This is a genomic window from Rhodopseudomonas faecalis, from assembly GCF_003217325.1.
Lineage (GTDB): Bacteria > Pseudomonadota > Alphaproteobacteria > Rhizobiales > Xanthobacteraceae > Rhodopseudomonas > Rhodopseudomonas faecalis.
In genome coordinates this window covers 1-12,826 of sequence record NZ_QJTI01000001.1, presented here as the reverse complement: position 1 = coordinate 12,826, position 12,826 = coordinate 1, and the positions used below count along the sequence as shown (strand labels likewise).

Genomic DNA, 12,826 nt, shown 5'->3' with positions numbered 1-12,826 from the left:
GCTGCACCGTCGGGGTCAGAGACAGGTCGGCGTCGCCGGCCTCTGCCCGCAATTGCGATGATCGCTGCCGGTCCCGCCTGGTGACATCGCGGGCGTCAGCTCAATCGTCAGCCGAAAGCTGCAGCTCTGCTGGCGGCGCGCGGCATTGCGCATCAGATAGACCTGCGCGCGGTAGGCGCCGGGCCTGGTGCGATCGACGCTGAATTGGTCGCCGGCTGTCGAGCCGATATGGGCGGCCTCCGCGGCGCCCGGAGCGAACAGATTGAAGTAGCAGGACCGGTTCGACGCCTTCAATTGCACGCGCAGCGTCTGGTCGGTGCCGGCGTTGATCCGATAGCTGGCGTCATCGCGGCCGACGATCTTGCCGGACACCAGCGCCGTGGTGGCGCCCTTGGCAAACGACACCTGACGCTCGCCGGCACGCGCGGCCCCGGCCACGCCTAAGGCCAGCACCAGGGCGATCGACAGAGCTCGAAGCGTCGGCATGAGGCGCTCGTCACATGAAGACGAGGCATTGTGACGGACCACCCGCACCGGAACAAGAGGGTTCCCGGGCCGAACAGCGGCGCGCAGCGGGCAGCGGCTCGGCAGATCAGGCAATCTATAGCCGCGCGCGGTTGCCGCGGCGGACACCCGTGCCGACCGCCAATGGCCGCCGACGGCGCGTGCGGGGCTGTTAGCAGCGCGGCTTAGGTGGCGAGGTGGTGCTGATGACTAAAGCTCAGGCGATGGATGACGGGCGACATTGCCCGCCCTCGCCTCGTCAACGCGAGCCGCCATCAAACACGGCATGACGATCGGCATGCCTCACATCAGCGCCGTCGCAGCGATCGCCCAACAACAATGCCACGCACCGCCTGATCCAGGCGGCACGCAATGGCACAAACGACAAGCGTCCCCTGGAGGGGACTAACTTTCATCGGATTGTCGATTTGCGGGATATTTGGTGGGCGCACTAGGGCTCGAACCTAGGACCCGCTGATTAAGAGTCAGCTGCTCTACCAACTGAGCTATGCGCCCGGAGCCACGTCCGGAAGTCCGTTCGGGGACGGCGTTCGTGTAACAAAGGTGCCCCCCGATGTCCAGCAAGCCGAACGCTTTTTCTGACAAAAATCGGAAGAAAAATTGCGGAGCCGTCCGGTGCTGTGGACGGCCCGCTTGGCGAGCGGCGCCGGGTGCGGAGGCAGCAGCGAAAAACGCTGCAAAACCAGACGTTCGGCGCCAGTCATGGCCGATCGGCACGGGCGGCGGCGATTGCGACGCGGCTGCGATCACAATCGCGGCGCCGCCAGCGCCACGCATCCGCGGCCGTTACAGCCGGCCGGAGCCGTCGCGTTGTTCGTCGCGACCCGGACGACGGTCGTTGTCGCGGTCCTTGTCGCGATCAAACCAGCCGCCGTGATGCCAGTGGTCACGGAACATCTGCCGCCCCTCCTTGCGGGTCAGCGTCGCCAAACGGCGCTTCTGGCCATCGTCGAGGGTTTTGTAGAGCGGCTCGGCGGCATCGGCGACGCGCTTCATCGCGCTGGCGGAGGCCGCCATGGCGTCGGCGCGGTCGCGCAGCCGCGCCACCGGATCGACGGTCTTGCCGTCGCGCTCGGCGTCGCTGCGGGCTTGCATGCGGGCATTGCTGCGCTCGATGCGCTGCTTCATCAGATCACGCACAGCCTGTTCAACCGGCGGCCACAGCTTTTCCTGATCCGGCGTCAGCTTGAGCCCGGCCTTGACCGCGGCAATGCGGGCATCGGCATAGGCCGCGCGATCTTCCACGGACATGCGGGAATGGTGACGGTGAGACCACGGCTCAGCGTAGACCGCCGCGGTGGAGCCGGCGAGCATCACAGCGGCGACACCGGCGAGCAGAGCTTTCTTCATAGCAAACCTCCTTTGAAGGTGCTTCGAAGATGGTCGCCCTGCCCGGGCCGTTCAACTTAACGATTGGACAGACGGCGCACTGTTACCAAGATGTAATGCGCCGTTCAGTCCCTCGTAAGGTTGTGCCACGGGCTAGAGTAGCCCCAGCGTTCGCGGCAGCCACAGCGACAGTTCTGGCACATAGGTGACCAGGCCGAGGAACGCGATCATGGTCAACAGCCACGGCATCACCGCGACGGTGAGCTCGGTGATGCCCATCTTGGCGATGCCTGAGGCGACATAGAGATTGAGCCCCACCGGCGGGTGGCACATGCCGACCTCCATGTTCACCACCATCAGGATGCCGAGATGCACCGGATGGATGCCAAGCTGCACCGCCACCGGGAACAGGATCGGCGCCATGATCAGCACGATCGAGGTCGCTTCCATCACGTTGCCGGCGAGCAGCAGCAAGACGTTGACCACCAGCAGGAACACCACCCAGTTGACGCCAGCGGACGACATCCAATTGGCGATCTGCTGCGGGATGTTTTCGTTGGCCATCAGGAACGAGAACAAGACCGCGTTGGTGATGATGTACAGGATCATCGCGCTCATATTGGCGGAGCCGAGCAGCACCCGCGGCACGTCGCGCAAGCCCATGTCGCGATAGACGAACACCGCGATCACAAACGCATAGACCGCGCTGATCGCCGCCGCTTCGGTCGGCGTGAACAGGCCCGCGTAAATGCCGCCGAGCACGATCACGATCAGCAGCAGCCCCCAGATGCACTTGCGGAACGCATCGAACCGCTCCGCCCAGCTCGCCTTCGGCAGCCGCGGATAATTATGCTTCCAGGCGCGGTAGAAAGTGGTGAGGCCGAGCAGCGAAGCCAGCATCAGCCCGGGAATAACGCCAGCCATGAACAGCTGGCCGACCGAGGCCGACGACACGCGGTTGCCGGCCGGATCGAGCGCGATCGAGCCGCCGGTGGCGACCGCATAGACCACCATCACGATGGAGGGCGGAATCAGAATGCCGAGCGCGCCCGAGGTGGTGATGACGCCGGCGCCAAAGCGCTTGGGAAAGCCCTGCTTCACCATCGCCGGCAGCATGATCGAGCCGATCGCGATCACGGTGGCCGGCGATGAGCCCGACACCGCCGCGAACAGCGCGCAGGCCATCACGCCGGCAAGCCCGAGGCCGCCATGCCAATGGCCGACCATCGAGGTCGCGAAATTGATCATGCGGCGCGCGACGCCGCCATGGGTGAGGAAACTGCCGGCCAGGATGAAAAACGGGATCGCCATGATCTCGAAATTCTCGATGCCGGTGAACAATTTTAGCGACACCGCCTCGATCGGCACATTGGTCAACAGGAACACGAACGACAGCACCGTGAGACCGAGCGCGATCGAGATCGGCATCCCGGTCAGCATCAGGGCAATCAGCAGCCCGAAAATGATTGCGGTGTTCATCGCACCGCCTCCGCCGCCGCCGCTGCCGAACCGGGCATATGCGGGTCGTCGACCCCCTCGACATGGCTGTGATCATGATGCGGCAGATGGTCGTGGCGCCAGAAGTGGTAGGCGACCTGCAGGAAGCGGAAGCACATCAGATAGGACCCGAGCGGAATGCACAGATAGACGATCCAGCTCGGCACCTCGAGATCCGGCGAGGTCTGGTTGGTGCCCATCAGGCCATAGACGAACTTGGCGCCCATAGTACCGATGATCGAAGTAAACAGCGCGCCGCAGAACAATCCGAACAGGATCACCATTTTGCGGATGCGCGGCTGAATGATGTTGACCAGCACGTCGACGCCGACATGGATGCCGGTGCGCACGCCATAGGCGGCACCGAATTTCGCCATCCACACGAACATATAGATGCACAGTTCCTGCGCCCAGGACAGGTCGATCGGGAACAGGATCGGATAGAGGAACGGCACACCGACCAGATAGCGGTGCATCACCGCGATGAAGATCAGCAGCGTGGCGCCGCCGATCATGGTGGCGATCAATATTTCCTCAAGCCGGTCGAGGATGCGCATCAACATTTATTCCCCCCGTGTGGATCGGCCGGTCGGCAGGCGAAGCGGCTTATTATGACGGTCGTGGACGCCGGGATGGCAAAGCCATCAGGCAGTGATCGGTGCCAGGACCGGAACGCCCGCTGTTAGCCGCGGGCGTTCCGTCGTTGATGACTTACTTGGCCGGGCCGCCGCCGCTTTCCTTGAGGAATTCCTCGATCAGCGCCTTGCCGACGCGATTGCCGACTTCGTCATAGACCGGCGCCATCGCCTTGCGCATCGCGGCGTTCTGCTCGGCGGTCAGGGTGATGATCTCGGTCTTGCCGGACTTCTTCATCTCCTCAAGCGCTTCGTCGTTTTCCTTCTGCGACTGGCTGTTGCCGTATTCGGTGGCTTCGGCCATCGCCTTGTCGAGCTGGGTGCGAAGCTCAGCCGGCACGCCGTCCCAGAACTTCTTGTTCACGATCACCGCGTAGCCAATGTAGCCGTGGTTGGTCACGGTGGTGTACTTCTGCACCTCGTGCATCTTCTGGGTGTACATGTTCGACGGGGTGTTCTCCTGGCCGTCGACCACGCCGGTCTGCAACGCCTGGTACACTTCCGAGAACGCCATCACCTGTGGGATCGCGCCGAGCGAGCGGAACTGGGCGTCCAGCACCTTCGACGACTGGATGCGGAACTTCAGACCCTTGTAGTCGTCCGGCGCGATCAGCTTCTTGTTGGCGCTCATGATCTTGAAGCCGTTGTCCCAATAAGCGAGACCGGTCATGCCCTTGGCGTCCAGCAGCTTGAACAGCTTGGCGCCGACCGGGCCGTTGGTGACCTTACGCAGCGCCGCAATGTCCGGCAGGATATAGGGCAGATCGAACACCTCGAATTCCTTGACGCCCGCGGGGCCGAACTTCGAGATCGACGGCGCCAGCATCTGCACCGCACCGAGCTGCAGCGCGTCGAGTTCTTCCTTGTCCTTATAGAGCTGGGAGTTCGGATAGACTTCGACCTTGACCTTGCCCTCGGTGTACTTCTCCGCCAGTTCCTTGAACTTGTCGGCAGCCAGCCCCTTCGGGGTGTTCGGTGCCGTCACGTGGCTGAATTTAATTACGATCGGCTGCTGCGCCGCCGCCGGCGCCACCATGGCCAGAACCGCGACCGACGCCGCGGCCAAAATCAACTTGCGCATTTGACCTCCCAGTCAGCTTTGGAGCGGCCCTACCCGCTCCAACTCGTTCGCACTCTTACAGACACTCGCTTGCAAATACCATTGCCCGTTAGCAGGGGCTTTTCGTTCCTACTGCAGTGCAGAAAAAAAACGCAGCGCCGAAGCGCTGCGTCTCGCTAGTTATTGCTGCGACCATTCGACACTGTCAGCTCGCCGCGGCCGCAGGCGCCGCCAGGTCGCGCTGGCGCTTCCTGACGATCTTGTTCAGCGCGCCCAAATAGGCTTTCGCCGAGGCGACCAGCGTATCAGGATCGGACCCACGCGCGGTAACTGAACGACCGTCATCAGACAACCGAACCGACACCTCGGCCTGGGCATCTGTACCTTGGGTTACGGCGTGCACCTGGTACAACTCCAGCTTGGCCTGATGCGGCACCAGCGCCTTGATGCAGTTGAACACCGCGTCGACCGGGCCATTGCCCTCGGCCTCTTCGATCTTCACCTGACCTTCGACATTCAGCTTCATGGTGGCGCGCTGCGGGCCATGGGTGCCGGCGATCACGGTCAGCGACTGCAAGCGGATGCGATCGTGCGACTGCGCGATCTCCTGATCGACCAACGCCTCGATGTCCTCATCATAGATGTCCTTCTTGCGGTCGGCCAAAGCCTTGAAACGCACGAAGGCATCTTCCAACTGGTTCTGCGCCAATTTGTAGCCCAGCTCCTCCAGCTTATGGATGAAGGCGTGGCGGCCGGAGTGCTTACCCATCACCAACGAGGTCTGTTTCACGCCGACCGTTTCCGGCCGCATGATCTCGTAGGTCTGCGCATTCTTCAGCATGCCGTCCTGATGGATGCCGCTCTCATGCGCGAACGCGTTCCGGCCGACGATCGCCTTGTTGTACTGCACCGGGAACGAGGTCGCCGCCGATATCACCTTGGAGGCGCGGGTCAGCATGGTGGTGTCGATCTGGGTGAAGTACTTCAACTTGTCGTTGCGCACGTTGATCGCCATCACCACTTCTTCCAGCGCGGCGTTGCCGGCGCGCTCGCCGATGCCGTTGATGGTGCATTCGATCTGCCGGGCACCGGCGTTGATGCCGGCCAGCGAGTTGGCAACCGCCAAGCCCAGATCGTTGTGGCAGTGCACCGAGAACACCGCCTTGTCGGAGTTCGGCACCCGCTCACGCACGCTCTTGATCAGGTTGTAATACTCCTCCGGCACCGCGTAGCCGACGGTGTCGGGGATGTTGATGGTGGTGGCGCCGGCCTTGATGGCGGCCTCGACGCACTTGCACAGGAAGTCGAATTCGGTGCGGGTGCCGTCCTCGCTCGACCACTCGACATTGTCGGTGTGGTTGCGGGCGCGGGTCACCGAGGAGATCACCAATTCATAGACCTGCGCTGCTTCCATCTGCAGCTTGTACTTCATGTGCAACGGCGAGGTGGACAGGAAGGTATGGATGCGGCCTTGCTTGGCCGGCTTGATCGCCTCGGCGCAGCGGTCGATGTCCTTGGCGCCGGCGCGCGACAAGCCGCACACCACGGCATTCTTCGTGCGTTTGGCGATTTCATAAACCGCCTCGAAGTCGCCATCGGAGGCGATCGGGAAGCCGGCCTCGATCACGTCGACACCCATGGTGTCCAGCAAATTGGCGACCTCCATCTTTTCTTCAAAAGTCATGGTGGCGCCGGGGCACTGCTCGCCATCGCGCAAGGTGGTGTCAAAAATGATGACGCGGTCGTTCGATGACGTCGTCTGGGCGGTCATATGCAAAATTCCTTTGATCGGATGCGCACCGTGGCGGGCGCTAAAACAGGCTGGATGGAGGATGGTGCAAATCCCCTGAGTGCCCAGGCGTGATCGCCCAGACGGCCCTCAGGGGCGAATAAGAAGCAGCCCGCCAAGCAGCAGGGAGGCCAGGGTCGCAGCCGAAATCGCGCCGGAACCGACGGTGGTCACCGTCTCCGCGTCGAATTCAGTCTGTGCGCTGCGAATCAGCATTGCCTACACCTTCACGGCACATCGTCCGACAGAACCGTTGACGGTTCGTTGCCCGACGCGATGCGCCTCAACAATTCTTGTAAACGACAATCGCAGCGATCCGCAACGGCAAAAACGGGCGGCTGGCGCGCGGTAAAGCGTCAGAACACCTGACCTAAACCATGCGCCGGGCGGCCATTTCCCTTGGGAATTGGGGTTTCTCCGAGGCCGGAAACCCACTATGGCTGACGGTAAACCGCACCATCGCCGCGAGGGAGCCCCGCTTGAACTCGATCGACATGCCGGCCTTGGCCGACGCCACCCCGACCATCCGCCACGACTGGACCCGCGAGGAAGCCGCGGCGATCTATCACGCGCCGTTCGCGGACCTGATGTTCCGGGCGCAGACCATTCACCGCCAGAGCTTCAATCCGAACGAAGTGCAGTGCAATCAGCTGCTCAACGTCAAGACCGGCGGCTGCGCCGAGGATTGCGGCTATTGCAGCCAGTCCGCCCATCACGACACCGCCCTGCCCGCCTCCAAGCTGATGGACCCGAAGAAGGTGATCGAGAGCGCCAAGGCGGCGCGCGACGCCGGCGCCACCCGCTACTGCATGGGCGCGGCCTGGCGCGAGCCCAAGGAGCGCGACATGGCTCCGGTGATCGAGATGGTGAAGGGCGTGAAGGCGCTCGGCATGGAAGCTTGCGTGACGCTCGGCATGCTCACCGATGACCAGGCCAAGCAACTCAAAGACGCCGGCCTCGATTACTACAACCACAACATCGACACCTCGGAAGAATTCTATCCGAACGTGGTCTCGACCCGCAGCTTCGCCGACCGGATCGACACCGTAAACAAGGTGCATGACGCCGGCATCAAAGTGTGTTGCGGCGGCATTCTTGGCCTGGGCGAAAAGCCGACCGACCGCGTCGAGATGCTGCGCACCCTCGCCAACCTGCCGCAGCATCCGGAGAGCGTGCCGATCAACATGCTGATCCCGATCGAAGGCACGCCGATCGCGGAAACCGCGACGCCGATCGACCCGTTCGAATTCGTGCGCACCATCGCGCTGGCGCGCATCATGATGCCGAAGTCCGACGTGCGTATCGCCGCTGGCCGCACCGCGATGAGCGACGAGATGCAGGCGCTGTGCTTCCTGGCCGGCGCCAACTCGATCTTCATCGGCGAGCAGCTGCTGACCACGCCCAATCCGGGCGACAGCAAGGACCGTCAGTTGTTCGCCCGGCTCGGCATCACCGCGCGCGGCGAACTCGGCGTGCACGCCCACAGCGACGTCTGACCTGATCTGCGGCCCGCCACGGCGGGCCGCTCACGACGTGCTGAGACGTTATACCAACGGCTCCTACCATTGACTCGTCATGCCCGCGCTTGTCGCGGACATCCACGTCTTGAAAGCGCCGCAAGATCAAAGACGTGGATGGCCGGGACGGCGCTCGGCCATGACGTGCGGAGTGGTTGGTATCAATTTCCGTTGGTATCAGTCTTTGCGCGCGCGTGATCGCGGCTTGGCCGCAGCCGCGCCCTTCGTGCTGGCCACCCGCCCCACTTTGGCAGTGCTGCGCTGGCGCGAGGCAGCCTGCGCTGGCGCGGCGCTGTCGACTTTGCGCGGCGGCGGGCTGCTATCGCCCTGCTCTTTGCACTTATCATTGCGCTTGACGCTGCGCCCTTCCTGCTCGAGCGCTGCGCGCACCTTCTGGTATTCCAACAGATCGCCGTGATCGGTTTTCGGGAAATGCAGATCGAGCTTTTCCAGCGCCGACACGATCGCCGAACCGATCACCACCCGCGCAAACCATTTGTGATCGGCGGGCACGATGTACCACGGCGCTTCCGGCGTCGCGGTGTGCGCGATCGCATCCTGATAAGCGGCCTGATAGCGGTGCCACAGCTTGCGCTCCTCGACGTCGGCCATCGAGAATTTCCAGTTCTTGGCCGGGTCTTCCAGCCGGCTGAGGAAGCGCTGGCGCTGCTCCTCCTTGGACACGTTCAAGAAGAATTTCAGCACCACGGTGCCGTTACGGGTCAGGTAGCGCTCAAATGACGAGATGTCGGCAAAGCGCTCGCGCCAGATCTTCTTGGTGATCAGCGATGGCGGCAAATGCTGGCCGGCGAGGATTTTGGGATGCACCCGCACCACCAATACATCCTCGTAGTACGAGCGATTGAAGATGCCGATCCGGCCGCGCTGCGGCAGGCTCATCGCCGCGCGCCACATAAAATCATGGTCGAGTTCGTGCACGGTCGGCGTCTTGAACGAATAAACCTCGCAGCCCTGCGGATTGACACCCTCGAACACGCTCTTGATCGCGGTGTCCTTGCCGGCGGCATCCATGCCCTGAAAGATGAGCAGCAGCGACCAGCGGTCCTGGGCGTACAGCATCTCCTGAAAATCATTGAGCCGCTTGCGGTTGGCCTCAATGATCCGCGCGGCTTGCTCCTTGTCGAGCCCGCCCTTCTCATTGGTCTTGTGCGCTTTCAGATGGAACCGCGTCGAGCCATCGACGCGAAACGGCGCGACATAGGGTTTGAGCTTGGCCGCGAGCGACGTTTTGCGCGTGTCCGACATGACGGGACGCCTCCGGTTCCTGCCCTGACGGTACAAGGCACACGGCGGCGATGCCAGCGTTTCCGAACGCGGCGTCAGGCGAATTGCGCGGCGAGATAGGCGGTGACGAACGGCGGCATCGCCGCGGTGAAGTCCGCGGGCGAACGGACTAGGCGGATGTCGCTCAGCTCCGGCTGCCGCTGCCGAGCGAGATTGTCCAGAATGCGGGCGCGCAGCGCCTCCCCCGGCAGATCGACATCGAACCGCTGGATGAAGGCGATCAATGGCCCCGCCGGGATGCAGTCGAATCCAGGCGCCGCCTGATAGTCGTCGGCGCCGAACCCGGTCTCCTCCAGCAATTCGCGGCGGATGCTGCCGGCCATATCGAGCGCGCCGTCGCGCAGATCATTGAGGTCGGGCGTGCCGGCCGGAAAATACAATCGTCCGGCATTGGCGGTGTGCGCCGCCATCTCACCGAGCACGAACGCGCCATCCCGGCTGCGCAGCGCGCCCATGCCAAAGCCGTTAAACACCGACAGATCCGGAAAGCCCCAATCGCGCCAGGCCAGGAAATCGGCAAAGCCGGTTTCAAAGCAGGCGGCGCGAAAGCAGCCCTCGGCGATCACCGGGTCGCGCCCGAACAGCACCCGGCCGTTCCACATTTTGGGCTTGGCCTTCTGCTGCTCGGCAAAATGCGCGGCGATCTCGTCGCGGCGCTGCTCGGCAAACGGCCATGTAAACGCGCGAAACGGCAGTTCGACGCGCTCGACGCGGTGAATGGCCAGCGGCGCAGCCTCAGCGACCTGGCGATCCGCGCTGGAGCTGGGAGCCAATCCACGATCGAGCGGCATGATGGGAAGATTCCTGCGGCGAGACATTTGGCATCGCGTGCATGACGCGGCGACGCGAGCGCCGAAACTACGCCCCGACACTCGCAACGACAATGGCGCGGCGCGCTGTCCAGCTGCGCTCAGCCATTGAAGTCGGCCGGGGTGAAGCTGAGATCGAGCACCCGCCATTCCCGATTTTTTTCACGCGGCAGCATCGCATAGGGCTGGCAGTCCTGCAGCGCCTTGCTGGCAGCCTGCATCAAGGCCGGCCCCTTGGTTGAAGCCGAGGCCTCGATCAGCGCGGGTGGCGACGCCAGCCGGCCGTCTGGCGTCAGCGCAATCCGCATCACGATCCGCACCTTGTCGGATCGCGCCACCCCGCCCGGCAGCGTCGCGCAGCGCCGCAGATGGGCGCGCAACTTGTCGACGACGCTGCGCGTGATCTGAGCGCTCTCGGCCGCCTCGCCGCCGCCGGTCTCGGCTGGCTCTGGCGGCAGCTCGGTGCTCGGCAGCCCGAGCATCACCTGATACCGCTCGGTGATGTCGGGTGCCTGCGCGCCCAACGGCGGCCAGGGCGGCGTCTCGGGCGGCGCCTGCGCCGGTGCCGCCGGAGCTGGGCTGGGTGGCTGCTGCTCGGCCTGTGGCGCCTGCTGGCGGGCCGCCTCAGGCGGAGGTGCGGCCGCCTGCTGCTGTTGTGGCGGCGGCTCTGCGGGTGCTTGTGGCTCGGGCGGCGCCAGCGACTGCTGGTCCTGCTGCGCGGCGACCTGAGGCGGCGGCGCGGCGTCCGGCGTCACGATTTCGGCGAGGATGGCCTGCGAGCCGGCCTGATCATAGGGATAGACCCCGGCGGACACCACCAGCACCAGCAACGCCAGATGCGCGGCGACCGAAGCCGCCGCCGCTATCCGGATCGGCAGTTTGGGCACTGCCGTTTCGCTCGCTGTGAGGCGCTCCATCCAAGCCCATCCTGTCCCGCCTTGATCCTATCGGCGACCAGGCGTGCCGCCAAGGTCGCGGGCCGAGGCGCAGCAGCGCCGCACCCGCGCAGGCTATGGGGACGGCGGCTGCAGCTTCATGCGCTTGGCGATCAGCTTGTCGATCAGCCGGGTCGGCAGTACGCGCATCACCAGATGGTACAGCGGCGACGGCGTCAGCGTGCGCCGTACCTTCGGCTTGTCGGCGGTCAGCGCCTCAAGCACCGCCTCAGCGATCGTCTCCGGCGGCAGGCCGCTGGCGTCCATCTGCGGCAGCAGCGCCCGCATGGTCTCCATCGCCGGCCGATAAAGTGAGTTGGCATAGCGCGCCATATCGTCGTGCTCGGCCTTGGCCCAGATCGGCGTTTTGACCGCGCCCGGCGCCAGGATGATGACGTCGATGCCAAACAGCATCAGCTCGCGGCGCAGCCCGTCCGACAGCCCTTCCAGCGCGTGCTTTGAGGCGGAATAGGCTGCCATCAGCGGATTGCCGAACCGGCCGGCGACCGAACTCATCATCACGATCCGGCCCTTGGCGCCGGAGAGCGTCGGATCGCTGCCGAGCAGCGGCGCGAACGCCTGGGTGGCGAGGATCGGCCCGATCACATTGACCTCGAACTGGCGGCGGAATTCGCTCGCGGACAGTTCTAGCACCGGCCCGCCAACCGCGATGCCGGCATTGTTGACCAGCCCGGCCAGCCGCTCGCCATCGAGCGCCGATCGCACCTGATCGGCGGCGGCGCTGATCGCCGCTTCGTCGGTAACGTCAAAGATCAGCGGCGTGAAGGCGGCGCCGAACTCATGGCTCAGCCGTTCGGCGTCGGCTTCTTTGCGCACGCTGCCAAAGACGCGGAAACCGCGCTGCAGCAGCAGCTTTGTGGTGGCGTGCCCGATCCCGGTGGACGCGCCGGTGACAACGACGGATCGCATGCAGACCTCCCTGCGGTTACCCGAAGGCTAACACAAAGTGGGGTCGTCATGACGGTGCAATCAAGGTCGCGCGTGCCCCTTTGCGACGATCGGGGTAGTTCGATGCGTCTCCGCAAAGGCGGCGCGCTCCTTCTCCCCGCGTGCGGGGAGAAGGTCGGGATGAGGGGGCGTTGCTACATCAGCAGCGCTGCGACGAGCTGAGGCGCCCCCTCACCCGCCCGGCTTCGCCGGACGACCTCTCCCCGCACGCGGGGAGAGGTGAATGCGCGGCGAGCACTGCAACAAGAAATGACATCCATTGCTGAAATCAGACATCTACCCGTCATTACGAGGAGCGCAGCGACGAAGCAATCCAGAAACCCAGTGCCCGGCACCTGGATTGCTTCGCTACGCTCGCAATTGTGCGAGTTCACTAATTCGTTGATCGAATGGTTTTGTTGGTGGCGAAGTCCTTGGGGGTTTTGCCGCCGAGGGCCTGGTGAGGTCTGAAGTTGT

12 protein-coding genes and 1 tRNA gene are annotated in these 12,826 nt (G+C 64.0%); 1 reads left to right on the top strand and 12 read right to left on the bottom strand.

The window, feature by feature from the left end; genetic code table 11:
- Window positions 1-15: 15 nt before the first annotated feature.
- From BJ122_RS00060 to BJ122_RS19740, 8 genes are all read right to left on the bottom strand, one after another.
- Window positions 16-486, bottom strand: a complete 471-nt coding sequence (locus tag BJ122_RS00060; RefSeq protein WP_146227121.1) for a hypothetical protein — start codon at window positions 484-486, stop codon at window positions 16-18.
- A 458-nt stretch (window positions 487-944) separates the two neighbouring features.
- A tRNA-Lys gene (locus BJ122_RS00055) sits at window positions 945-1,020 on the bottom strand.
- Between the two features lie 291 nt (window positions 1,021-1,311).
- Complete coding sequence (locus BJ122_RS00050) at window positions 1,312-1,875, bottom strand: Spy/CpxP family protein refolding chaperone (protein ID WP_110779173.1); 564 nt, start codon at window positions 1,873-1,875, stop codon at window positions 1,312-1,314.
- Between the two features lie 132 nt (window positions 1,876-2,007).
- Window positions 2,008-3,333, bottom strand: coding sequence for a TRAP transporter large permease (locus BJ122_RS00045; RefSeq protein WP_110779172.1), 1,326 nt, complete (start codon window positions 3,331-3,333; stop codon window positions 2,008-2,010).
- On the bottom strand, window positions 3,330-3,914 hold the full coding sequence (locus BJ122_RS00040) for a TRAP transporter small permease (protein WP_110779171.1): 585 nt from the start codon (window positions 3,912-3,914) through the stop codon (window positions 3,330-3,332). Before BJ122_RS00040 ends, BJ122_RS00045 begins: the two co-directional genes overlap by 4 nt.
- 148 nt (window positions 3,915-4,062) lie before the next feature.
- Window positions 4,063-5,067, bottom strand: coding sequence for a TRAP transporter substrate-binding protein (locus BJ122_RS00035; protein ID WP_110779170.1), 1,005 nt, complete (start codon window positions 5,065-5,067; stop codon window positions 4,063-4,065).
- A 184-nt stretch (window positions 5,068-5,251) separates the two neighbouring features.
- The gene (locus BJ122_RS00030) at window positions 5,252-6,817 is read right to left on the bottom strand and encodes a 2-isopropylmalate synthase (protein ID WP_110779169.1); all 1,566 of its coding nucleotides are present in this window, start codon (window positions 6,815-6,817) and stop codon (window positions 5,252-5,254) included.
- 108 nt (window positions 6,818-6,925) lie between these two features.
- Window positions 6,926-7,051, bottom strand: coding sequence for a hypothetical protein (locus tag BJ122_RS19740; protein WP_283808398.1), 126 nt, complete (start codon window positions 7,049-7,051; stop codon window positions 6,926-6,928).
- A gap of 263 nt (window positions 7,052-7,314) precedes the next feature.
- Between BJ122_RS19740 and bioB the strand changes: the two genes are divergently transcribed.
- Window positions 7,315-8,331 carry a biotin synthase BioB gene (gene bioB / locus BJ122_RS00025; protein WP_110779168.1) on the top strand — a complete coding sequence of 339 codons (1,017 nt, stop codon included), beginning with the start codon at window positions 7,315-7,317 and terminating at the stop codon, window positions 8,329-8,331.
- Window positions 8,332-8,529: 198 nt separating this feature from the next.
- Here the strand turns inward: bioB and BJ122_RS00020 are convergent, their stop codons facing one another.
- The 4 genes from BJ122_RS00020 to BJ122_RS00005 form a co-directional block, all read right to left on the bottom strand.
- Window positions 8,530-9,618 carry a polyphosphate kinase 2 family protein gene (locus BJ122_RS00020; RefSeq protein ID WP_110779167.1) on the bottom strand — a complete coding sequence of 363 codons (1,089 nt, stop codon included), beginning with the start codon at window positions 9,616-9,618 and terminating at the stop codon, window positions 8,530-8,532.
- Window positions 9,619-9,692: 74 nt separating this feature from the next.
- Window positions 9,693-10,448, bottom strand: coding sequence for an NUDIX hydrolase (locus tag BJ122_RS00015; RefSeq protein WP_245407544.1), 756 nt, complete (start codon window positions 10,446-10,448; stop codon window positions 9,693-9,695).
- A gap of 119 nt (window positions 10,449-10,567) precedes the next feature.
- Window positions 10,568-11,383: a hypothetical protein gene (locus tag BJ122_RS00010; RefSeq protein WP_110779166.1), complete on the bottom strand. Its 816-nt coding sequence runs from the start codon at window positions 11,381-11,383 to the stop codon at window positions 10,568-10,570.
- Between the two features lie 93 nt (window positions 11,384-11,476).
- Window positions 11,477-12,331, bottom strand: coding sequence for an SDR family oxidoreductase (locus BJ122_RS00005; RefSeq protein ID WP_110779165.1), 855 nt, complete (start codon window positions 12,329-12,331; stop codon window positions 11,477-11,479).
- Between the last annotated feature and the right edge of the window lie 495 nt (window positions 12,332-12,826).